Origin of the sequence: Ruminococcus sp. AM43-6 (genome assembly GCF_003461785.1) — a bacterium.
Taxonomy (GTDB): domain Bacteria; phylum Bacillota; class Clostridia; order Oscillospirales; family Ruminococcaceae; genus Hominimerdicola; species Hominimerdicola aceti.
The window spans coordinates 52,727-74,682 of record NZ_QTXU01000009.1 but is presented as its reverse complement, the minus strand read 5'-3'; the positions used below and the strand labels follow the sequence as shown (position 1 = coordinate 74,682).

21 protein-coding genes are annotated in these 21,956 nt (G+C 45.1%); 15 read left to right on the top strand and 6 right to left on the bottom strand.

What is annotated here, in order from left to right; translation table 11 throughout:
* Positions 1-12: 12 nt before the first annotated feature.
* Positions 13-699 (bottom strand): DUF421 domain-containing protein, encoded by a 687-nt coding sequence (locus tag DW938_RS07075; RefSeq protein ID WP_117896849.1) that lies wholly within the window; start codon positions 697-699, stop codon positions 13-15.
* 110 nt (positions 700-809) lie between these two features.
* Between DW938_RS07075 and DW938_RS07070 the strand changes: the two genes are divergently transcribed.
* The 3 genes from DW938_RS07070 to DW938_RS07060 are packed head-to-tail and all read left to right on the top strand — an operon-like array spanning position 810 to position 4,505.
* Complete coding sequence (locus DW938_RS07070; RefSeq protein ID WP_181984386.1) at positions 810-2,309, top strand: spore germination protein; 1,500 nt, start codon at positions 810-812, stop codon at positions 2,307-2,309.
* Entirely contained in the window at positions 2,306-3,373 is a 1,068-nt protein-coding gene (locus DW938_RS07065; protein WP_118124326.1) for a GerAB/ArcD/ProY family transporter, read from the top strand. The genes DW938_RS07070 and DW938_RS07065 overlap by 4 nt, the downstream gene beginning before the upstream one ends.
* On the top strand, positions 3,360-4,505 hold the full coding sequence (locus DW938_RS07060; RefSeq protein ID WP_118124325.1) for a Ger(x)C family spore germination C-terminal domain-containing protein: 1,146 nt from the start codon (positions 3,360-3,362) through the stop codon (positions 4,503-4,505). The genes DW938_RS07065 and DW938_RS07060 overlap by 14 nt, the downstream gene beginning before the upstream one ends.
* Here DW938_RS07060 and DW938_RS07055 read toward each other — a convergent pair.
* Genes DW938_RS07055 through DW938_RS07045 form a run of 3 tightly spaced genes read right to left on the bottom strand, consistent with a single transcriptional unit; the run spans position 4,486 to position 6,862 of the window.
* On the bottom strand, positions 4,486-5,331 hold the full coding sequence (locus DW938_RS07055) for an RluA family pseudouridine synthase (protein ID WP_242992431.1): 846 nt from the start codon (positions 5,329-5,331) through the stop codon (positions 4,486-4,488). The two genes, DW938_RS07060 and DW938_RS07055, sit on opposite strands and share 20 nt — an antisense overlap.
* Positions 5,328-6,161, bottom strand: coding sequence for a DUF975 family protein (locus DW938_RS07050; RefSeq protein WP_118124323.1), 834 nt, complete (start codon positions 6,159-6,161; stop codon positions 5,328-5,330). Before DW938_RS07050 ends, DW938_RS07055 begins: the two co-directional genes overlap by 4 nt.
* A 29-nt stretch (positions 6,162-6,190) precedes the next feature.
* Positions 6,191-6,862 carry a histidine phosphatase family protein gene (locus DW938_RS07045; protein WP_117864903.1) on the bottom strand — a complete coding sequence of 224 codons (672 nt, stop codon included), beginning with the start codon at positions 6,860-6,862 and terminating at the stop codon, positions 6,191-6,193.
* 174 nt (positions 6,863-7,036) lie between these two features.
* Between DW938_RS07045 and DW938_RS07040 the strand changes: the two genes are divergently transcribed.
* The 12 genes from DW938_RS07040 to DW938_RS06985 all read left to right on the top strand — a co-directional run bounded on the left by DW938_RS07040 (position 7,037) and on the right by DW938_RS06985 (position 18,177).
* Positions 7,037-7,630, top strand: coding sequence for a helix-turn-helix transcriptional regulator (locus DW938_RS07040; RefSeq protein WP_118124322.1), 594 nt, complete (start codon positions 7,037-7,039; stop codon positions 7,628-7,630).
* Positions 7,631-7,705: 75 nt separating this feature from the next.
* The gene (locus DW938_RS07035) at positions 7,706-8,704 is read left to right on the top strand and encodes an FAD:protein FMN transferase (RefSeq protein ID WP_118124321.1); all 999 of its coding nucleotides are present in this window, start codon (positions 7,706-7,708) and stop codon (positions 8,702-8,704) included.
* A 27-nt stretch (positions 8,705-8,731) separates the two neighbouring features.
* On the top strand, positions 8,732-10,036 hold the full coding sequence (rsxC, locus tag DW938_RS07030) for an electron transport complex subunit RsxC (protein ID WP_118124320.1): 1,305 nt from the start codon (positions 8,732-8,734) through the stop codon (positions 10,034-10,036).
* Between the two features lie 14 nt (positions 10,037-10,050).
* Positions 10,051-10,992 (top strand): RnfABCDGE type electron transport complex subunit D, encoded by a 942-nt coding sequence (locus tag DW938_RS07025; protein ID WP_118124319.1) that lies wholly within the window; start codon positions 10,051-10,053, stop codon positions 10,990-10,992.
* Entirely contained in the window at positions 10,989-11,549 is a 561-nt protein-coding gene (locus DW938_RS07020) for an FMN-binding protein (RefSeq protein WP_118124318.1), read from the top strand. The genes DW938_RS07025 and DW938_RS07020 overlap by 4 nt, the downstream gene beginning before the upstream one ends.
* Positions 11,542-12,225: an electron transport complex subunit E gene (locus tag DW938_RS07015; protein WP_022288500.1), complete on the top strand. Its 684-nt coding sequence runs from the start codon at positions 11,542-11,544 to the stop codon at positions 12,223-12,225. Before DW938_RS07020 ends, DW938_RS07015 begins: the two co-directional genes overlap by 8 nt.
* Positions 12,226-12,227: 2 nt before the next feature.
* On the top strand, positions 12,228-12,797 hold the full coding sequence (locus tag DW938_RS07010) for an RnfABCDGE type electron transport complex subunit A (protein ID WP_022288499.1): 570 nt from the start codon (positions 12,228-12,230) through the stop codon (positions 12,795-12,797).
* A 15-nt stretch (positions 12,798-12,812) separates the two neighbouring features.
* Positions 12,813-14,084, top strand: coding sequence for a 2-hydroxyacyl-CoA dehydratase (locus DW938_RS07005; RefSeq protein ID WP_118124317.1), 1,272 nt, complete (start codon positions 12,813-12,815; stop codon positions 14,082-14,084).
* Positions 14,085-14,106: 22 nt separating this feature from the next.
* Positions 14,107-14,916, top strand: coding sequence for an RnfABCDGE type electron transport complex subunit B (locus DW938_RS07000; protein WP_118124316.1), 810 nt, complete (start codon positions 14,107-14,109; stop codon positions 14,914-14,916).
* 205 nt (positions 14,917-15,121) lie between these two features.
* Positions 15,122-16,381 (top strand): glycosyl hydrolase family 28-related protein, encoded by a 1,260-nt coding sequence (locus tag DW938_RS06995; RefSeq protein ID WP_118124315.1) that lies wholly within the window; start codon positions 15,122-15,124, stop codon positions 16,379-16,381.
* Positions 16,341-17,849 carry a right-handed parallel beta-helix repeat-containing protein gene (locus DW938_RS06990; RefSeq protein WP_118124314.1) on the top strand — a complete coding sequence of 503 codons (1,509 nt, stop codon included), beginning with the start codon at positions 16,341-16,343 and terminating at the stop codon, positions 17,847-17,849. Before DW938_RS06995 ends, DW938_RS06990 begins: the two co-directional genes overlap by 41 nt.
* A 79-nt stretch (positions 17,850-17,928) precedes the next feature.
* Positions 17,929-18,177 carry a hypothetical protein gene (locus DW938_RS06985; protein WP_022288495.1) on the top strand — a complete coding sequence of 83 codons (249 nt, stop codon included), beginning with the start codon at positions 17,929-17,931 and terminating at the stop codon, positions 18,175-18,177.
* A 101-nt stretch (positions 18,178-18,278) separates the two neighbouring features.
* On the opposite strand, the gene DW938_RS06980 is transcribed toward DW938_RS06985, so the two are convergent.
* Positions 18,279-20,180, bottom strand: a complete 1,902-nt coding sequence (locus tag DW938_RS06980; protein ID WP_118124336.1) for an ABC transporter ATP-binding protein — start codon at positions 20,178-20,180, stop codon at positions 18,279-18,281.
* A 12-nt stretch (positions 20,181-20,192) separates the two neighbouring features.
* Positions 20,193-21,950, bottom strand: a complete 1,758-nt coding sequence (locus DW938_RS06975) for an ABC transporter ATP-binding protein (RefSeq protein ID WP_118124313.1) — start codon at positions 21,948-21,950, stop codon at positions 20,193-20,195.
* Positions 21,951-21,956 lie beyond the last annotated feature (6 nt).

The following is a 21,956-nucleotide window of genomic DNA, read 5'->3' as shown; positions in this document are numbered from 1 at the left end:
GAGCTTGCTCCTTTATACTTTTTTCTTGCCCTTGTCTTTTCTTATGGCAACTATCTGCCCTGAGGGGTCAGCGGTGCAGATGTAAACATCTTTCAGGGGCATACCCTTTTCTCCTAGCTTTTTCATGAGCCACTTTTCGTCTTTGCCGATAAGATCAAGGGCGGAGTATATTATCCTGCCGTTGTCGACAACGAGCTGCGGAGGGTCGGTCTGAGAGTCTTTTACGCCCATTCCGCCATTGTTCACAGGTCGAAACTGTGCTTTCTGATAGACCGATATCTTGCCTGTTGTTTCCACCACCGCAAGCTGTACCTCGTTTATATCGAATATACCCATGCTTCTTAGGGACTCCAAAAGATCGTCTGCAGAAAAACGCAGGTCTTTGAGCTGCTTTTGATCTATGATCCCACGGGACACGACTATTTTCGGAGAGCCGCATATGAGCTTTCTAAGCCCTCTGAATTTAAGCGAGCAGTGAGAGAGTATAACGTCAAGGCACACCAGCGTGAATATAGGCACTATGCCCATTGACATCGGTATAGTCATATCCTCAATAGGCAGGGTGGCGATGTTTGAAAGCAAAAGCGTTATAACAAGCTCCGAGGGCTGTAATTCGCCTATCTGCCTTTTGCCCATAAGGCGTATGCTTATGACAATGAGTATATAAAGTATCACGGCTCTGAAAAAAACTATCAGCATTTTGTTTTCCTCCAATATGGTCAAAGCTATTTTTTGCAGCTTTAATGCAGAATATTCTGATAACAGCCGCAGATAATAAATACAACAAAATTTCATGTAGGAGAAACAAAATGAATACACCCGATTTCAGAAATTACAAAAACGCTGAGATAGATAAGACCATTGACGCCGCCATGACTTCCCTTCGCACCATAACAGGCAATTCAATGGATCTTAACATAATGAATGTGAAGATATGCTCCGTAAGCTGTGCGTTGGTATCCATAGAGGGAATGATCTCAACGAGCGCAATGTCAGAGCTTATTTTCAGACCTATAATGGAGCTTTCTGCACAAAAGTCAAAGGGCAATGCAGAGCAGGTATTCGACTTCCTAACAAAAGAAAGCCTGCTTGCCGCCGAGAGAAAAACGGTCTTTAATTATGGTGACGTCATACAGTTTTTGTTTTCGGGCTTTGCGGTCATATTTGTGGAGGGGCTTTCAAAGGCTGTTGTTTACGGTATCCAGGGTTACGACAAGCGGTCGGTTTCTGAGCCTGCAAGCGAGCAGACTATAATGTGCGCACAGGATTCTTTTACGGAAACAATAAGAACTAATATTTCTCTTGTGCGCCGACGAATGAAAACACCATCGCTGAGGTTTGAGATGATGCAGATAGGAAAGCGTTCTTCCACCGACGTGTGCATGGTCTACATGAGCGACCGGGCAAGCTCAGACGCTGTGGACAGGCTGAGAAAACAGCTCAAAGGCATAAAGCTCGATACTGTTCTTACAAGCGGATATATCGAACCTTTTATCGACGAAGGCTTCGGTTCGTCAGTGTTTTCACAAATGGCTTATTCCGAAAGACCTGATATGATATGCACAAGGCTAAATCAGGGCAGGATATGTGTTTTTGTGGACGGCACGCCATTTGTGCTTATCTGCCCATCGCTTTTTGCGGAAAATTTTCAGACCATGGACGATTTTGCGGAAAAGCCTTTTTACGTCACCTTTATGCGGTGGCTGAAATATATTGCGTTCTTTCTAGCGGTGGCTTTTCCGGGTCTGTATGTTGCACTGGCGAGCTTTCACCCTGAGGTCTTCACATTGAAGCTTCTTCTGAATCTTGCAGTTTCAGAGGAGTCAACGCCTTATCCGTTGACAGTGGAGGTGCTTGTGCTAATGCTTCTATTTGAGATAATGAAAGAAGCAGGCTTGCGGCTTCCAAAGGCTGTGGGAAGCACTGTTTCTATAGTGGGCGGTCTTATCATAGGCGACGCTGCCGTAAAAAGCGGACTTGTGTCCGCCCCTTTGCTTATAGTGGTGGGGATAACCACAACATCATCGTTCGTTATACCGAGCCTTTATCAGCAGACGGCTATATTAAGGCTAGTGTATATCCTGGTGGGCGGCGGTTCGGGGCTTTATGGCATTGCACTTTGCACTGTGCTTTTGATGATAAATATAAACTCCATGGACGACCTTGCAGTATCTTACACCGCTCCTGTTACGCCATTTTTCTCAAAGGGTATAAAGGACGTTATTTCAAGGCGGAGCTTTCGGTCATATGAGAAAACTCACAGCACCATTAAAGAATACAAGCTTGACGAAAAGGGGGGAAGCCAATGAAAAAGCTTACGCCATCGCAGTTTTTTGCAATGCTTATCTGTACAAGAGCCTTTTCAATGATGACATTTCTCCCTGAAAGCACCGCAAACGCTTTGGAGCTTATGCTTGGAACAGTGCTGTCTACAGTTTTTCAGATAGTTATGATATGCGGTATGGCGGCTTTCCTCAAGCGCTTTCCTAATGATGACCCATGCACCCTTGTGGTGAGCCGTTCAAAGTGGGCAGGCAGGGGAGTTTGTACAATGTATCTTGCATATTTTCTTACAGTGTCATTTTATGTTATCGGAACCTTCACCTATTTTATGGATTATTATTTTTCTGATTATATACCACGGCTCATGATAGTTCTCAGCGTTGCCGCCTGCGGGATATATATTGCAATGTCAGGCCTTGGGGTCATAGGAAAAACGGGGACAGTGCTTTTTGTACTTTTTCTCTTTGTGACATCCATCCTTGTTATAAGCTCTCTTGAAGATTTCACATTCGTTGATTTTCACCTTGCGGAAAGAAACGTTGGAAAAGGCATTTTTCATTCTGCTGTCAGCGAGCTTGCAAGAAGCTCTTATCTTGCAGTGATAGTTTTTCTCTTACCCTCAACAAAGGGCAATGCAGCAAAAACGTCTGTGTATTTTCTGCTCACAAGGCTTGCCCTTGTTGAAATAGTCTTAGGTTTTATCACAATGATACTTGGAGATTACACTCTTCTTGCAAAACTGCCATTCTTCGCACTTGCGGCATTTTCACGCACTGCCATAATAGAACGCTATGATGCCGCTGTTATGGGCGTGTGGGTAATGCTCTCGGTATATAAGCTGGGAGTATATTTCCATTGTTCAGGCAGATGCCTGAGATATGTTTTTCCCAAGCTCGGTTCTGGATCGGGCGTGATAATAACAGCGGCGATTCCTGCGGCGGCAACGCTCTTTTGGCTTTTGCCTCACAAGTGGGAGAGCATCGCATACGCAGGGCTCAGCCCTATCCCACTCATATTTCTCGGAGGCGTAATACCGCTTCTATGCCTGATATTTGTGAAAAAGGGGGCGAGATCTGATGAAAAAGCGTAAGATACAGGTGGCTGTTGTGCTTTTTATCGCAGCAGTGACGCTGTTGTCTTCCTCTTTTGGCAGGCAGGTGGATATCGAGGAGCGTGTTCTTTGCCACGCCATGGGCGTTGACTATGAAAATGGGGAATACAATGTGTCACTGCAGGTCTTTAAGACCCAGAGTATGGGTTCTGACACTCCTCTCGATGTGAGCCAGTCCAATATACAGACTGTCAATTGCAAAGGCAGGAGTATCCGAGACGCCATTGAGGGCTGTCAGTATCAGATAGGCAGGGAGATATTTTTTGGCCATCTTCAAATAATATGCTTTAATAAAAATATAGATCTTTCCTCTCCAGAGGAGCTGTTCTCTTTTGCTATAAAGGACAAAAATGTTTTTCTTGGAGTGGAGCTTTGCTTGGCGGAAAATACTGCAGAGGAGCTTATGAACGTTCAGCTAACAAGGGGAACGATGTCCTCAGAAAACTTCACACAGGTCATAAAAATGGGTGTGAAAAACGGCATAACGGTGGAGTGCCGCCTTATCGATCTGCTTTCCTGCATAAGATCACCGCAGTATATCGCAATGCCGGTTATCTCTATCAAACAACCGCTGGGAGATTTTGCGGAGAGCCATGAGGAAAAGTCAGCGGAACAGCAGGAGCCGCTTTTGGAAATAAAAAAGACCGCCCTTATACGAAAAGGTACGGTGCTTGAGAGCTATCTTTCCCACGCTGACGCATCAGGCTGTCTGTGGCTCACGGGAAAGGCAGAGCAGTATTCTGATATTATCGAATATAATGGAAGCCCCATGGACGTTAGGATAACCTCTGACAGCCACAGCCTGAAGCTTGATAACGAGAACGGCAGGCTCGTATGCAGATTGAAGCTCACTGTTCTTGCACACACTTCTCTTGACATCCGTGACGAGAAAAGCTCAGACCAGGTGGCGGCACTTGTGAAACAGCGCCTTGAAGAAAACATCACAGGGGTGTGGAACAAAGCCCTGTATGAGAACAGGACGGATATTTTTGATGTGTGGCGGCTTTTCCGTCACAAATATCCGCAAAGCTATCTAAAGTATGCCGACCGCCTTGATGAAGTGCTAGGCTCGGTGGAGCTTGAAACGGATATCACCTGTCGGGTGTCATAAGACAGAGCATATCCTCGTGAAGCGGTGCGGTAACAGTCACTATCCTGCCGTTTTCAGGGCTTTGAAAGGTCATTTTCTCGCAGTGGAGAGCCTGACGGCTTATAAGAGGGCTTGCCTCGCCATAAAGGTCATCACCCAGGAGAGGATAGCCCATAAAAGCCGAGTGTACTCTTATTTGGTGCGTTCTGCCGGTTTCAAGAAAGAAGTCCACAAGAGAAAGATCTCCCAGCCTTTTGCGTACAAGATAATCCGTTGCGGAATATTGTCCGTCAGCCCTCACACAGCGTTTTATTATAGTTTCCTGCTCCCTTGCGATAGGCGCACAGATACGCCCGCCGCAGTGGGGCAGGTCTTTTATTATTCCAACATAGGTCTTTTCAAAGCTTTTTTGGAGCATTGCGGCGCTTCGCTGACTTTTTGCCACAAGCACGCAGCCGCTCGTGTTGCGGTCAAGGCGGTTGACAGGTCTAAAAGCGAGGCTTGGATAAAGTGCGGCAAAAAGATTTCCCAGCGTATCGTCACGATGCTTTATTGACGGGTGGCAGGGCATAAAAGGCGGCTTTGAGAACACCACCACCTCGCTGTCCTCATAGAGGATATCAGCTTTCAGGTCAGGATTAGGGTCAAGAGCTTCACCGTCACCCTCGTTTATCATGATGATGTCATTTTCATATACAAGGTCAACAGTGCGGATAAGGACGCCCTTTCTTGTCATGCCGTTTTCAGTGCGTTTGAGCCTTGTTATGAGCCTTTTTGAAAAGCCCCTTGAACGCAGTACACATTCAAGGGCTTTTTCATTTTCTTCTTTTGTTATTGTCACAGTCATTTGCTGTATTTCCTCCAGCGCTTTATCATTGACGGCATTTTGTCCTGCCAGTAGCTTCCCATTATATCCTGCAAAAACACTATATAGCTTAGTCTGAAATATGGATAGATGATAAAAACAGGATATACTAACAGAAGTGCGGGGATATACATAACAAAGCTCAGCAGGAACGAGATATATCTGCCATGCTGACCGTCCATGAGCCTTACAGAAAGATCGCAGGCGTCAAAAATGTTGGTGCGTGGGTTTAGCGTCATTATATATGGCGCAAGGGCAAGGGATATCCAGTAATGCACCATAAGTCCGAAAAACACAACAGACAGACCAAGTGAGAACATGAAACAAAGAAGACCTGCGGAGGTAAGCTCGCTGAGCTTGCATACCCAGCCCCAATAATACACGCTGTAGGTTGAAATAGCGAAAGGTACTGCGGAAAATAATTTCAGTAAATTAATTATAATGGAAGAAAACATGGTGTGGGAATAATATACATAAGAATGTGAGTTTATATACTGCCTCGATCCCACATAGCTGTCTGCTCTTGCAATATCAACAAAAAATCTGCGGACAGTCCACATTTCAAAAGCTGCAAAAGGTATAACGACAATGAGGTCAAGAAACCAGAATAGCCTTACGGAAACATGATCTTTTATTCCCTGCCACGAGAAAAAGTACTCCCAGCCGATGCGTTTGAAAAGCATAAAAAGGGCAAGCTCGCACAGACCAAGAAATACAAACACCGCAAACAAAAATGCCGTGAGCGATACGCAGTTTCCCATGTTCTGGCTTATATTTTTTCTTGCCGATTGTTTTATCTCTTTGTTTGTCAAGCCTTTTCCCCCCTCGTTTCTTTTTTTGCTTACTTATCTTCCTCGTCGGTATAATAATCCTCAACAGTGTAATCAGGCATTTCCTCATATTTTGGCGGATAAGTTCCTATTACCTCGAAAGCGTTTGAACGCTGCCACATGGAAGCTGTCACCATGACTTCAAAGCCCTCACCGAAATCGCAGGCGTAGTCCATAGGCTTTCTTTTCGGCACGCCGAAGCCTGCCAGCATATTCATTATAAGACCTCCGTGGGTGCATACCGCAACATTTGTAAGACCCTCGTACATCATATCGGAAATGATGATGTTCAGAGCTTCATAACAGCGGTTTATGACATCTCTTGTTGACTCACCGTTCGGCGGAGGATTGTCAAGTCCTCCTTTTATGAACTGCTCATAATCAGGGTCGTTCATAAGCTCATCAGCGGTCTTGTTCTCAAACTTGCCGAAGTCCATTTCACGAAGCTCGGGCATCTCAGCCACAAGCCTGTTAGGCTGGAGTATAGATATAGTCTGTTTGCACCTTTTTAAAGGCGAGGTGTAGACCTTCTGCACCGAAGGGTAATCATACTTTTCTATCTTTTCATAAAGCTGGTCAGCACCCTCTCTGCACAGCGGCAGGTCGGTAGTACCGATATAACGTCCGTCAAGATTTGCCTGCGTCATTCCGTGACGGATAAATGCTATTCTGTAGCCTTTCATATTTAAAATACCTGCTTTCTTTTTTCTTTTATGATAAGTGCTTTAAAATCTGCACAAATTTTTTTCACTTAAATACGTCATTTTATAGATTTTATATTTACAAATACATAAATTTATAGTATAATAGAATAATGGTTGAAAAACCAATATGATTTTATATATGGGAGATATTACATGAGCAATGACAGCAAAGATGAGCTGACTCTCAGGATAGGTGAGAAGCTTACCGCCGCGAGGATAGAAAGCGGCTATACACAAAGCCGTGCGGCCAGAGCAGTCGGCACCAGCCAGTCTTGCATATCCGCCGTTGAACACGGCAAAAAGCAGAACGTCAATATCATCATTGCTCTTATAAAGCTTTACGGAGCTTCCTATGAAGATGTGTTCGGTTTAGTCAAGGTCAGAGAAAAAAACTCTGCGTTAGGCTATCCGGACGAGGGAAGCGAGCTGCTGAGGGAGCTTATAAAAGACAGCGGCATAAAGGGTCTTGAAACTCAGACGGACATGGCGGTGAAAATATGCACCTATATGCTTTTGAGAAAGCTTTACTCTGAAAATCCTCACAACTCCCACAAGCTTTTTGAGCTTGATACTGAGGAAACCATGGAACGCTGTGTGAAATATCTTTCTGCTCAGCCTAAAGACCTTGACAGGATCCTTGGCATGGCAGGAAAAAAGGTGAACAGGCTCGAGGTTTCAGTGGGAAAAAATCCTGAACTGAGGGCGTTTATCAAAGAGTGCGAACACATTTTGCTCGCTTGTACATAAGAATTTTGATACCGATGTTATCATACTTCGGATATTATAACACACTTTTCAACTAATTTCAAGTGAGGTATAAAAATGAAAAAGCCTGAAAGGCGGCTGTTTGTATCGGTAGCGTGTGCGGCGGCTCTTATGGTGTGCGGAGCGGTGATGATGCACTTAGATAAAAAGCCTGACGAGGCGACATTTTTCGCCATGGATTGCCCATGCACAGCCGCTGTATACGGTGGCGACGCTGAGGCGGTGAAGGACAGGATAAAGGCTTTGGAAAAGCTTTATTCGCCTTATGAGGAAGGCTCGGAGTTATCACGGCTCAATGAGAGCGGCAGGTTTGAGCTTTCTGAGGAAACTGCACAGCTTATAGAAAAGAGCATAGAGCTTACAAAAAAATACGGCGGAGCGGATATTTCCGCAGGGGCAGTGACGGAACTTTGGAACGTCACTGGCGATGAGCCGAGAGTGCCTGAGCAAAGTGAGATACAGACTGCTCTTTCCGCTGTGGGATATGGGAATATAAAGCTTTCGGGGAGCGAATGTGTCCTTGAAAACGGCACACAGATAGATGTGGGCTGTGACGGAAAGGGCTTTGCACTTGACGAAGTGAAAAAGCTTTTGGATAGCGAAAAAGCCGATTGTGCGGTGGTGAGCTTTGGCTCGTCAACACTTCTTTACGGGCAGAAGCCTGATAAAACAGATTTCAAGGTCGCAGTCACAGACCCTTTTGATAACGATAACACCTGCCTTAGCTTCACAAGCGGCGGCGGATTTGTTTCCACTTCCGGGGGATATGAGCGTTATTTTGAAGCACAGGGTAAAAAGTGGAGCCATATTTTTGACCTGACAACAGGCTATCCATGCGAAACAGACCTTGTTTCAGTCACTGTGATAGGGCAGAGCGGCATTGAAACCGATTTTCTGTCTACCTGCATTTTTATTGGCGGAAGCGGTGAGCTTGACAGGTGGCTCGGTGATGAAGATATAGAAGTTATTGCCATTGATGAAAATGGCGTAGTTTATTGCTCTGACAGTATAAAGAGCAGGATAAGTATAAGTGATGATAAATTCAGGTTTGAATAGTCATAAAGTATGATAAGGGGGAAAATTATGAAACTCAACAGCATTTTTCTTTCCCACAAAAAGGGGACGGAAAACAGCGAAACTATCGCCATGCCGCTGCCTGCAAGAGTGAAGATATCCATGTCACAGCACATGGGAGCACCTTGCGAGCCGACAGTTGCCAAGGGTGACAGAGTGCTTGTGGGACAGGTCATAGGCGAAAGCAACGCTTTTATGTCATGCCCTGTTCACTCGTCTGTGTCAGGCACAGTGGCGGCGATATCCGAACTGCTCACAGCAGGCGGAAAGGTGTGCAAAATGGTGGAGATCGACACCGACGGAGAGCAGGAGGTATCACCTGACGTAAAGCCGCCTGTTATAACAGACAAGGCGAGCCTTTGCGAAGCCGTAAGGCAGTCAGGCTGCTGCGGAATGGGCGGCGCAGGCTTCCCGACGCACATAAAGCTCAACTTTGACGAGAACAAATACAAGGTCGATACCCTTGTTATAAACGCCGCTGAGTGTGAGCCTTACATAACAAGCGATTATCGTGAGATGATGGAGAACGCTGACGATGTTATGTGCGGAATAAAGCTAGTGTGTGATATGCTCGGACTTAAAAAGGTCGTTATCGGTATCGAGGATAATAAGCCGCAGGCTATAAAGCTTATGCGTGAAAAGTCGGCTGATGATGAAAGTATCGAAGTAAAGGTGCTGAAGTCGTGCTATCCTCAGGGCGCAGAAAAGGTGATAATATTCAACGCCACGGGACGTGTAGTTGGCGAGGGTCAGCTTCCGTCAGATCAGGGCGTTATCGTAATGAACGTTACCACAGCAGGCTTTATCGGAGAGTATTCCAAAACAGGCATGCCACTCATATCAAAGCGTATAACTGTTGACGGCGATGTGGTATCTACTCCATGCAATGTGAGAGTACCTATAGGAACTTCTGCGGAGGATATACTGAAATTCGGTGACTGCGATAAAGAAAAGGTTAGAAAAGCCCTTTTTGGCGGTCCTATGATGGGAATGTGCCTTTATGAGCTTGACACCCCTGTGACAAAGACCACAAACGCCATTCTTGCATTTGGTGAAAAGGCTGATAAGAAAAAGGGCATCGAGGACAGGTGCACACAGACAAACTGTATAAAGTGCGGAAGATGTATCTCTGCTTGTCCGCTGAATCTTATGCCTACAGAGCTTGAAAAGGCTTATGACAGGCGTGATAAGGAAGCTCTTATGAAGCTCAAGGTGGGTCTTTGCATGAACTGCGGTTCGTGTTCATACGTCTGTCCTGCAAAGAGAGATCTTGCAGAGAAAAATCAGCTTGCAAAAGCTTTCATAAGAACATAAGGAGGTAAGAAAATATGGAAAAAATGCTTGTCAGCCCTTCGCCTCAGATAAGGGATAATATTTCTACCTCTAAGGTGATGACCCATGTGCTTGTGGCGCTTTGCCCTGCACTTGCAATGTCTGCCTACGTTTTCGGTGGACGTGCGCTCATGCTCACAGGCTTCTGCATGATAACGGCACTCATATGGGAAAGGCTTTGCAATCTTATAATGAAAAGACCTGATTCCACAAAGGACGTTTCGGCACTTGTGACCGGTATGCTTTTGGCGTTCAATCTCCCTGTGACAATGCCTTATTGGCAGGCTGCTATCGGCACATTCGTTGCTATCGTTATAGTAAAGCAGCTTTTCGGCGGTCTGGGACAGAATTTTGCCAACCCTGCTATCGTGGGAAGAATAGTTCTTATGCTTGCTTTCACAGGCAACATGACCCATTGGGTAGTGCCTTTCTATGACCCTGACAGTATCGTAACAGGTGCAACACCTCTTGCGGCGGCACATTCCGCCCCTGCCGATTATCTCGATCTTTTCCTTGGAAAAGTAGGCGGCTGTCTTGGCGAGGTGTCTGCGGCGGCTTTGCTTATTGGCGGCATATACCTTATAATGATGAAGATAATCTCAGTACATACACCTCTTGCATTTATCGGCACAGTTTTCGTGTTCTCATATCTTTGCGGCGAGGACGGCATCTATCAGATACTTGCAGGCGGCGTAATGCTCGGTGCATTCTTTATGGCAACTGACTATGTTACAACTCCTGTTACAAAAACAGGCAAGGTGATATTCGGTATCGGCTGTGGTATCATCACTTGTGTGATACGTTTCTTCGGCTCTTATCCTGAGGGTGTTTCATTCTCAATACTGCTTATGAATATACTTACACCATATATCGACATGGTAACAAAAACTAAGCCTTTAGGGGCTATAACAAAGAAGAAGGAGGCGAAGTCTGAATGAAAGATAAAATAATGCCTCCATTGGTTCTGACTATAATATGTATAGTTGTCAGCGGACTTTTGGTGCTTGCCTATAATGCCACATATGTTGACAATACAGGTGTTCTTACAGACGATATGAAAAAGGGCTGTGAGGAGATATTCGGCAAGGGCGATTATGAGATAATGCTTGACGGCGAGGGTGACAGCAAGACCCCGGTCACATTTGATGCAGAGGGCGTGAACTCCATTATCGCAGATAAAGATAACGGCAGATGCGTTATCGAGATAACTGAGGACGGTTATTCAAAGGGTGGACTTCATCTGCTTATCGGTATAAACAGCGAGGGAACTGTGGAGGGGATAGAATTTCTCTCTATAGGCGAAACTCCGGGTCTTGGCACAAAGGTGCAGGACGATAGTTTTCTTTCAAAGCTAAAGGGCTTTGGCGTTGACACTGATGAAAATTCTATCGACAATGTTACCGCTGCCACCTATTCTTCAAAGGGAATGAAATCTGCGTGCAAAAAGGCTGTGAAGCTTTTTGACGAGCATAAGGAGGAGATACTCAATGGCTGAGAAAAATTCTAATCTGTATGAATTTACAAAGGGTATCATAAAGCAAAACCCGACGCTTGTTACGCTTCTTGGTATGTGTCCGACGCTTGCGGTCACAACAATGGCGAAAAACGGTATCGGAATGGGACTTGCCACAACGTTCGTGCTTGTCTGCTCAAACTTTGTTATATCCCTTTTGAAAAACGTTATCCCAAAGGCTGTAAGACTGCCTTGTTTTATCGTAATAATCGCAGGCTTCGTTACTCTTATCGAGTTTCTTATGAAAGGCTATATACCTGAGCTTTACAGTGCCTTAGGCGTATTCCTGTCACTTATCACGGTAAACTGTATTATCCTTGGCAGAGCGGAGGCTTTTGCCAGCAAGAACAAGATATTCCCGTCCATACTTGACGGACTTGGAATGGGCCTTGGATTTACACTTTCACTTTTCACAATGGGTTCTATAAGAGAGATACTTGGCACAGGCTCATGGTTCGGTTTCAAGATACCTTTCCTGTGCGATGATCCTATGACAGTGTTCATCATGCCGGCAGGCGGATTTTTCGTGCTTGGCTGTCTTATCGCACTTGTGAACAAGATAGCGAACAAGAAGCCGCCAAAGGAGATTTCCTGCTCAGGCTGCCCAAATGCGGCTTTGTGCAAGGGTCAGTGCAGAACAGAGAGTGAGGAGGCATAAAAATGAGCTACATACTTATACTTATCGGCTGTGTGTTCGTAAATAACGTTGTGCTTTCTCAGTTCATGGGAATATGTCCTTTCCTTGGCGTATCAAAGCAGATGAAATCATCTGTGGGAATGGGCGCAGCGGTAATATTCGTTATGATATGCGCAACAGCTATCACATATCCTGTATACAGACTTCTTGAGCATTTTGGCATAGAGTATCTTAAAACAGTGGCGTTCATACTTGTTATAGCAATGTTCGTTCAGCTTGTTGAGATAGTAATGAAAAAGATGATGCCGCCTCTCTATAAGGCACTGGGCGTTTATCTGCCTCTTATCACAACCAACTGTGCAGTTCTCGGTGTTACTATCGGAAACATAGACAACGGCTATAATTTTCTTCAGTCCCTCACAAACGCACTTGGAACAGGACTTGCGTTTACTCTTGCCCTCTTGCTTTTCAGCGGAGTAAGAGCAAGGATAGAAAACTGCGATTTTCCTGAAACTTTCAAGGGCGTGCCTGCAACGCTCATTGCGGCGTCTATCGTTTCGCTAAGCTTTATGGGCTTTTCGGGAATAATCTGATAATAATTTATCGATATGAAACGATCAAGGGTTGAATTTACAAAGCCGATGAAAAAGACCCACACTATATTGATACCATCAATGCTTGACTTCCACTTTCCGCTGCTTAAATATGCATTTCTTAGCGGCGGATATAAGTGCGACGTTATCGGGGTGAACGAATACAGTCGGTCACAAATGATAAACGCAGGCTGGGAATATTCAAATAATGATGTCTGCTTTCCCTGCAACCTCATAATAGGACAGTTCATATGTGCATTGAAAAGCGGCAAATATGACACCGCAAAAACAGCCCTGCTGCTGCCTCAAACAGGAGGAGGGTGCAGAGCGTGCAATTACATTATGCTGCTGCGAAAAGCTCTTTTGAAAGCCGGTCTGCAAAATGTTCCTGTGGTGTCACTTAATGTCAGCGGCGTTGAGAAACACAGGGGATTTTCCATAACGCCTAAAATGGTGCTGACGGCTTGTGCAGCGATCTATTACAGTGACTTGCTTTTGTATCTTTATAATGAGCTTTCACCCTATGAACTAAAGAAGGGTGAAACGCTTGATAAAGTCCGCCTATGGAACAGCAGGCTGTCACGGCTCTTTGAGCATGGCAAAGCAGCCGATCCGATCTCAATGTGCGTCATATTCCGCAAGATATGCGAAAGCTTTGCTACAATAAATTGTGATAAAAGCAGATCGGTCAAAAAGGTCGCCGTAACAGGGGAGCTTTACATAAAATTCTGTGCTCTCGGCAACGGCGAAACGGAGAAATACCTCCGTGATCTCGGTTGTCAGATATATATGAGCGGCTTTGTTCCATACATAATGTACCTTGCCGATTCCTGTACAAATGATGATAACATTTACGGAAGAAAAACCTTGGCAGGTGTGGGAGCAAAAGTCCTTATTGCCTATATGAAAACGCTTTGGTGCAAAATGAATTCTGCACTTGTACAAAACGGTTTCGAGCCTATGGAAGACTATAGATCCTTGAAAAGCTACGGTGAAAACTTTGGCTGCCTTGGCGAAACAATGGGGGACGGCTGGCTTATCGGTGCAGAAATGTGTTCAGCGTTGAAGAACGGCTGCAAAGGTGTTGTGATGCTGTTGCCGTTTGGCTGCCTTGTGAGCCACACCTGTGCAAGAGGCATAATAAAGCGTATAAAAAAGCTCTACCCAGACAGCATCATAACGGCGGTCGATCACGATTCGGGAACAGCGGACGTTAATATCAAAAACCGCATTAAGATGACCCTTGATTTTATGGATAATAATATAATGAAACACAACAAAAACTGAAATTCTGAAAGAGGAGAATGATATGGAATATTTGATCCCTTTGGCTATATTTGCCGCTTTGGGCATATTGGCAGGCGTTCTGCTGACGGTGGCTTCAAAGGTTTTCGCCGTTGAGGTGGATGAGCGTGTTGACGCTATCGCAGAAGCACTTCCGCAGGCAAACTGCGGTGCTTGCGGCTTTTCAGGCTGTGCAGACTATGCCGACGCTATCGTGAACAAAGGTGCAGAATGTAACCTTTGCCGTCCTGGAGGCGAGGCCGCTGCAAAGAAGATAGCCGAGATAATGGGCGTTGAAGTGACTGTAACAGAGCTACAGGTGGCTTTCGTGCGCTGTTCGGGAGATTGCTCTCATACACCGCATAAATACGATTTTGACGGTATTCAGAGCTGTGCGGCGTGCAACAGATTTTATGACGGAAGCAAGCTTTGCACAAGCGGCTGTTTAGGCTACGGCGATTGTATCAAGGTCTGCTCTCAGGGGGCAATATCTATCGTTGACGGTATTGCCGTTATCGACAAAGCAAAGTGCATGGGCTGTGGGCTTTGTGCAAAAGCCTGTCCAAATGGTCTTATCACAGTGAGAAGGATCTCTCAGGCTGTGGATATCTGCTGTTCATCAAGAGATGTGGGCAGAGTGACAAGGTCTGTTTGTCCTAACGGCTGTATAGGCTGTAAGCTTTGCGAGAAAAACTGTCCGTCAGGTGCCGTTACAGTGCAGAACAACCACGCTGTTATCGACTATGAAAAGTGTACAAACTGCGGAAAGTGTGCAGAGGTGTGTCGTGTCCACGCTATCAGGTCTATCATGGGCGAAAAAGTGGAAGTGCAGTAAAATATTTTGCTTTAAAGGCTCTCTTGACGTTTATGCGTCAGGGGAGCTTTTTTTGTGCCAAAAATACACAGCCAAATTTGTGCAGTGTTCACGAAAAGTTTAGCGTTTGTTGACAGATACTTATAAATGATTTATAATACTATTTGTACGAATAATTGTCAGCGGCAAGAAAAATATAGCCGAACTTTAAGGAGAACACAGAAGAATGAACATTAAAGACTACAGAATTATCAGTGAAAAAAACGTTTTCAGACGGATAGCGGCACTTTTGACAACGCTCTTGCTCGTTATCACAGTGATTCCAGAGGGCTTCTCTACGGCTATAACATCGGTGGCAGAAGCGGCAGATACGGCTGTGACAGGTGCGTATTTTGATACAGACGGCATGGAAATCGTCACTTATAACGTGGTTAATGACTTCGGTGCAGACAACACAGGAAACGCCATGACCGAAAAGCAGATACAGCAGGCACTTGACGCTGCACAGGAAAATTCAGGACAGGGCATTTTCACAAAGGTCGTGATACCAAAGGGAACGTATCTTATTTCTTCTGCACTTGTGGTATACAGCGATACTTGGATATACTGTGAAGAGGGTGTTGAGATAAAAAGGTGCATTTCCTATGGACCTATGCTCAGGTGCGATAATAATGGTATCGGCGGCTATGACGGCGTTAAAAATGTTATCGTTGAGGGCGGGCTTTGGAACGGAAACACAGATCAGTGGCCAAATACCGCAGATTTTTCAAATATCAGATTTGCACATTGCAGAAATATTCTTCTGAGAGATATGCACGTCAAAAATAACGAGAACGGTCATCATATGGAGATAGGCGGTGCGGCTGACGTCACCATAGAGGGCTGTACTTTTACAGGATATACAGGCTACAGGAAAAAAGAAGCCATTCAGCTTGATTGCATGAACAACAGCAGAGTTTTTGCAGGCTATGCGCCTTTTGACGATACATCATGCGAAAATGTGGTCATAAAGAATAATCTTTTCTCAGGCATTTGCAGAGGCCTTGGTTCTCATTCCGCCACTCTTGGTATCTATTACACAGATATCCTTATCGAAGACAATGTTTTTGAGAATCTCGACGATATGGCAATGATAATGTACAATTACAAGAATTGTACCATAACAAATAACACTATCACAAACTGCGCAAGCGGTATAGAGTTCAAGGCAATGTCCAGCCTGCCTAACAACAATTTCAATCCCCCTGTGGTGAAGTCTATGGAGGAAGCAGTTGACGGCTTTGATGACGATGCAAACTCTGTTATTTCATCTAACACTATCTCTGTAAGCGGTGATGACGAATATGGCATTACAAGCGGCATACGCCTGACAGGGTATGAGGTCAAGGACAACGGTGTTATCCCTGACTATAATTTCAGAGTGGCAGGAGTAAAGATCCTCGAAAATCGAATCGAATATTCTCGTTACAAAGCAGGACGGTGTTAATTACAAGGATAAAAATGGTCTTACTCTCAACGAGTGCGACAATATAAAGATAACAGATAACTACATTTCAGGCTCAGCCAGAAACGGTGCTTCCCTTACTGACAGCTCAGGGAATACCCTTGAGAACAATACCATAGAGAACGTTGGAATGAACGGAATAAATATCTACAACGGCTCTGAGAACAATATTGCAAGCTCAAACAGCGTAAATTCAGCGAAAAAGCATGGCATAGCAGTGGCTGCAAATTCTTCGGCTGTGATAAAGTCCAACAGCATTTCAAAGGCGGGGGACACGGGCATTCTTATTTATAACGGCTCAAAGGGCGAGTGCTCAGGCAACAAAGTTAAAAATGCCGTGGGGCATGGTATCGTGTTCAGCAAGAACGCTTCGGGCAAGGCGGCCTCAAACACTGTTTCTGGCGCAGGCAAGCATGGTGTGCTTGTTACAGACCACTGCGGCAGTGTGGCTCTAAGCTCAAATAAGATATCAAACAGCAAGCAGAACGGCATTTGCGTGTCAAATTACAGCAGTTCTGTGAGCGTAAATTCAAACAGCATAAGTGGCTCAGGAAAAAGTGGCATAAGCGTAAGCTCTCACAGCAAGGCTTCGCTGAAAGACAACGCTGTGAACGGCTCAAAGTCTGCGGCAGTGTCAAAGAGCGCTGATTCTTCTATCAGCCTGCCGAAAGTATCAGGATTGTCTGTGAGCTCTGTGAATAACACGGATATACAGATCAGCTTTTCTGGCAGATCAACTAACAAATGCGGCTATGAGATATACAGGAAAACAGGCGCAAAGGGAAAATACTCTGCCGTGGGGACGACTGCAAAAGGAAAGTTTACAGATGGATTTTTCAAGGCAAACACAGATTATTATTACAAAGTACGCTGTTATGAAACTGTGTCAGGCAAGAGGGTATACGGCGGATATTCCGCTGAGATAAAGGTAAGATCAGCAACGAAAAGATCTGTCGGGAAGGCGTCTGTCAAGGTGTCAGATCAGGTGTGGACAGGTAAGGCGCTGAAGCCTGCTGTCACTGTAAAGGACGGAAATGTCACTCTCAAAAAGGACAGGGACTATACTGTAAGCTACTCTGCAAACAAGGGTATAGGCACTGCTAAGGTGACTGTCACAGGGAAGGGAAGCTACACAGGTAAGATAACAAAGACTTTCAAGATAAACCCACAGGGACAGAGCATTTCTGCCAAGGGTGACAAGAGCGGAAAGAAGATAGCGGTCACTCTTGCAAAGCACAGCTCAAATTCAGGCTATCAGGTGTCATATGCTGATAACAGCGGCTTTAAGAACAGCAAGTCCTTGTGGCTCAGCGGAAACTCAAAGAACAAAGGCACAATAAAAGGTCTTAAAAGCAAAAAGACATATTACGTCAAGGCAAGGGATTATAAGACCATTGGCAAGACCAAAGTGTACGGCAAGTGGTCGGCTGTGAAGAAGGTAAGTATTTAGGGCAAAAAATTTTCCAAGCCGATTGACAAGGCTCTTATAATGTGGTATAATTCAAGATATGACAAGGAAGGTGAATATAATGACCAATGTTGTAAAGGGCGATCAGGTAAAGGATTCATACGGCAAGATCTATGATGTTATCGAAGTTCATGAGCATAATGTTATGGTGCTTGAGCCGGGTAAGCCATACTGGGAGCGTATCTGCATGGGACGTTTTGATTTCGACTCATATTTCAGAAGAGCAGATGAGCCTATGACAGATGATATGCCTCGTCCAATGGGCATCGATGAAGAAGATTTCGATGAGGACGAAGAGGAAGAAGAATAAGATTTATTGCGGTTGGCTTTTGTCAGCCGCATTTTTATTGCACAAAAATGCCACGGAGATATTCTCTCCGTGGCGTTTTTCTTTGGGCGTAATAGCCCCTTTTATGCTGTTTCTTCTGCGAAGTTTCCTGTGTAGAGCTGATAATACTTGCCCTTTTTGGCGATAAGCTCGTCATGTGTGCCACGCTCGATTATCCTGCCCTGCTCAAGTACCATTATGCAGTCTGAGTTTCTGACAGTTGAAAGTCTGTGGGCGATAACGAATGTTGTTCTGCCCTGCATGAGAGCGTCCATGCCTGCCTGAACAAGGCTCTCTGTTCTTGTGTCGATAGAGGAGGTAGCCTCGTCAAGGATAAGAACAGGAGGATCGCCGACTGCCGCTCTTGCAATGGCTATGAGCTGACGCTGACCCTGTGAAAGGTTCGAGCCGTCGCCTGTGAGAACAGTGTTGTAGCCGTCAGGAAGTCTTTCTATAAAGCCGTTTGCGTTTGCAAGCCTTGCGGCTGCCATACATTCCTCGTCGGTGGCGTCAAGGTTGCCGTAGCGGATATTTTCCATTACTGTGCCTGTGAAAAGATGTGTGTCCTGCAAAACTATGCCGAGAGTTTTTCTCAGAGCAGGCTTCTTTATCTTTGTGATGTTTATTCCGTCATAGCGTATCTTTCCGTCCTGAATGTCATAAAAGCGGTTGATAAGGTTTGTGATAGTTGTCTTTCCTGCGCCTGTTGAGCCAACGAAAGCTATCTTCTGACCCGGTTTTGCAAAAAGCTTTACGTCATGAAGAACTATCTTGCTGTCATCATATCCGAAGTCAACACCGTCAAATACGACCTCGCCCTCCATTTTCTTGTAGTCAACAGTGCCGTCAGCCTGATGACGATGCTTCCAAGCCCATATGCCTGTACGCTCTTTGCATTCTTCAAGCTCACCGTTCAGGTTATATTTTGCATTAACGAACTCAACATAGCCCTCGTCTGTTTCAGGCTTCTGGTCGAGGAGGTCAAACACTCTGCCTGCGCCTGCGGTAGCCTGAACAACGAATGCCATTTGCTGGCTTATCTGTGTGATAGGCTGTGTGAAGTTCTTGTTAAGGGATACAAATGTTACGATAGTGCCGAGGGTAAGACCTGCATAGCCGTTTATGGCAAGGATAGCTCCCACAATGGCACAAAGCACATAGCTGAGGTTTCCGATATTTGCGTTTATCGGCATCATGATGTTAGCGTACTTGTTAGCTTCGTTTGCACTGACTCTCAGCTTGTCATTTATCTTTACAAAGTCTTCTATTGCCTTATCCTCGTGACAGAACACTTTTACTACTTTTTGTCCGTCAAGCATTTCTTCGATAAAGCCGTCAACTGCGCCAAGGTCACGCTGCTGAGCCGCAAAGTGTGCTCCTGACTTTGAAGCGAGATCGTTGGTCACCTTTACCATTACAAATGCCATTGCGATAGAGAGTATGGTAAGAGGAATGTTGAGGATTATCATGGAAACGAGGGTGGATATAAGTGTTGCAAGAGAGTTTATAAGCTGAGGTATGCTCTGGCTGATAAACTGTCTGAGAGTATCAACGTCATTTGTGTATACTGACATGATGTCGCCATGCGGGTGTGTGTCAAAATATTTGATAGGAAGTGTTTCCATGTTGAGAAACAGATCATCTCTTATGTTTCTCAGCGTACCCTGACCGATGTTTACCATTATCCTGTTGTATGCGTATGAAGCCGCAATGCCCACAACGTATACTACTGCAAGACCACCGAGAGCCTTTGCAAGGGGTGAAAAATCATGGCTGGAGGTCTTTAGCATTGGTGTGATGTAGTCATCAACAAGTGACTGTATGAACATCATTCCCGCAAGTGTGGTGACAGCCTGAATAAGTATGCACGCCACAACTATTATAAATGAGAACTTGTAGTTTTTGAGCATATATTTCATTACTCTGCCAAGGACTTTCATCTGGTCGCCTGACATTTTAGGCTTGCCGCCCATTTCTTTATTCATTGGCTTAGGCATTTAAGCTTCCTCCTTTCCTGCTGACTGAACGTCGAAATCTCCGCCGCCCTTTACCTGAGATTCATATATCTCACGGTATATCTCGTTTGTTTCAACAAGCTTTTCGTGTGTGTCAAAGCCGTTCACTTTTCCGCCATCAAGAACGATTATCCTGTCGGCGTCCTGAACGCTTGATATCCTCTGTGCGATAATGAATTTTGTTGTGCCTGGGATAGACTTTGCGAATGCCGCTCTTATCTTTGCGTCTGTTGCAGTGTCTACTGCGCTTGTGGAGTCGTCAAGGATAAGAACCTTTGGCTTTTTCAGAAGCGCTCTTGCAATACAAAGTCGCTGCTTCTGTCCGCCTGATACGTTTGTACCGCCCTGCTCGATATAAGTTTCATACTTGTCAGGGAAGCGTTCAATGAACTCGTCAGCGCAGGCAGCTTCACAGGCTTCGATACACTCGGCGTCTGTGGCGTTTTCGTTGCCCCAGCGTAGGTTGTCAAGGATAGTGCCTGAGAAAAGCACGTTTTTCTGCAATACTACAGAAACCTGATCTCTCAGATATTCCATATCGTAATCTCTTACGTCCTTGCCGCCAACGCACACAGAACCGTCGTCAACGTCATAAAGACGGCTGATAAGATTTACAAGGCTTGTTTTTCCGCAGCCTGTTGAGCCTATGATGCCGATAGTTTCGCCGGACTTGATGTGCAGGTCGATATTGTTAAGCACCATTTTTCCGCTTCCATGCTTGTATGAAAAGCTTACATTGTTGAAGTCAACAGAGCCGTCCTTCATATCCTTTGCTGGGTTCTCACCGTTGTGAAGATCAGGTGTTTCCTTGAGTATCTCTGAGATACGTCTGATACTTGCTGTACTCATTGATATCATAACGAATATCATAGAGAGCATCATAAGTGACATCATGACGGAGATAACATATGTAAAAACTGATGAAAGCTCGCCTGTTTTCATAGTGCCTGCAACAACATTCTTTGCGCCAAGCCAGCTTATGAGCATTACGCAGGAGTAGATAACGAACATCATAACAGGGTTATTCAGTGCAATAAGGCTCTCGGCCTTTACGAACATCTTATAGAGATTGCCTGAGGCTTTCTTGAATTTCTTCTGCTCGAAGTCCTCTCTTACATATGCCTTTACAACTCTGATAGCCGATACGTTTTCCTGTATGCTTGCGTTAAGGTCGTCATACTTTTTGAAAGCCTCTGTGAAAACTTTCATCGTCTTTTTAACGATGATCCCGAGAACTATGCCAAGAAGAACGATAGCTGCAAGGAATATAATGCTCATTGAGCCGCTTACTGCAAAGCACATTGCCATTGAGCAGATAAGCATCAGCGGCGCTCTCACTGCGATACGGATTATCATTTGGTATGCGTTCTGAACGTTTGTAACGTCAGTTGTCATTCTTGTTACAAGACCTGCGGTGCTGAACTTGTCGATGTTTGAGAACGAATAGGTCTGCACCTTGCGGTAGATAGCTTCACGAAGATTGCAGGCAAAGCCTGATGAAGCCGAAGCCGCATATTTTCCTGCAAGGAAGCCCGAAAGCAGGCTGACCATTGCCGCCACTACCATTACGCCACCAAAAATATAAACGTTTGTCATGTTGCCCTTTTCAATGCCGTCGTCGATTATTTTCGCCATTATAAAAGGCAGAAGCATTTCCATAAAGACCTCAAGTGCGGTAAAGACAGGGGTCAGAATGGAGTCCTTCTTGTACTGTTTGATCTGTGCTAGTATTTCTTTCAAGCCAGA

What these genes read in the sequence shown, in the direction of transcription:
- DW938_RS07060 (WP_118124325.1), top strand. Translation starts at nt 3,360, where the DNA reads ATGAAAAAGCGTAAGATACAGGTGGCTGTTGTGCTTTTTATCGCAGCA.
- DW938_RS07035 (WP_118124321.1), top strand. Translation starts at nt 7,706, where the DNA reads ATGAAAAAGCCTGAAAGGCGGCTGTTTGTATCGGTAGCGTGTGCGGCG.
- DW938_RS07005 (WP_118124317.1), top strand. Translation starts at nt 12,813, where the DNA reads ATGAAACGATCAAGGGTTGAATTTACAAAGCCGATGAAAAAGACCCAC.
- DW938_RS07045 (WP_117864903.1), bottom strand. Translation starts at nt 6,862, where the DNA reads ATGAAAGGCTACAGAATAGCATTTATCCGTCACGGAATGACGCAGGCA.
- DW938_RS07070 (WP_181984386.1), top strand. Translation starts at nt 810, where the DNA reads ATGAATACACCCGATTTCAGAAATTACAAAAACGCTGAGATAGATAAG.
- rsxC (WP_118124320.1), top strand. Translation starts at nt 8,732, where the DNA reads ATGAAACTCAACAGCATTTTTCTTTCCCACAAAAAGGGGACGGAAAAC.
- DW938_RS07010 (WP_022288499.1), top strand. Translation starts at nt 12,228, where the DNA reads ATGAGCTACATACTTATACTTATCGGCTGTGTGTTCGTAAATAACGTT.
- DW938_RS07015 (WP_022288500.1), top strand. Translation starts at nt 11,542, where the DNA reads ATGGCTGAGAAAAATTCTAATCTGTATGAATTTACAAAGGGTATCATA.
- DW938_RS07000 (WP_118124316.1), top strand. Translation starts at nt 14,107, where the DNA reads ATGGAATATTTGATCCCTTTGGCTATATTTGCCGCTTTGGGCATATTG.
- DW938_RS06980 (WP_118124336.1), bottom strand. Translation starts at nt 20,180, where the DNA reads ATGAATAAAGAAATGGGCGGCAAGCCTAAAATGTCAGGCGACCAGATG.
- DW938_RS07075 (WP_117896849.1), bottom strand. Translation starts at nt 699, where the DNA reads ATGCTGATAGTTTTTTTCAGAGCCGTGATACTTTATATACTCATTGTC.
- DW938_RS06985 (WP_022288495.1), top strand. Translation starts at nt 17,929, where the DNA reads ATGACCAATGTTGTAAAGGGCGATCAGGTAAAGGATTCATACGGCAAG.
- DW938_RS07055 (WP_242992431.1), bottom strand. Translation starts at nt 5,331, where the DNA reads ATGACTGTGACAATAACAAAAGAAGAAAATGAAAAAGCCCTTGAATGT.
- DW938_RS07025 (WP_118124319.1), top strand. Translation starts at nt 10,051, where the DNA reads ATGGAAAAAATGCTTGTCAGCCCTTCGCCTCAGATAAGGGATAATATT.
- DW938_RS07020 (WP_118124318.1), top strand. Translation starts at nt 10,989, where the DNA reads ATGAAAGATAAAATAATGCCTCCATTGGTTCTGACTATAATATGTATA.
- DW938_RS07065 (WP_118124326.1), top strand. Translation starts at nt 2,306, where the DNA reads ATGAAAAAGCTTACGCCATCGCAGTTTTTTGCAATGCTTATCTGTACA.
- DW938_RS06995 (WP_118124315.1), top strand. Translation starts at nt 15,122, where the DNA reads ATGAACATTAAAGACTACAGAATTATCAGTGAAAAAAACGTTTTCAGA.
- DW938_RS07040 (WP_118124322.1), top strand. Translation starts at nt 7,037, where the DNA reads ATGAGCAATGACAGCAAAGATGAGCTGACTCTCAGGATAGGTGAGAAG.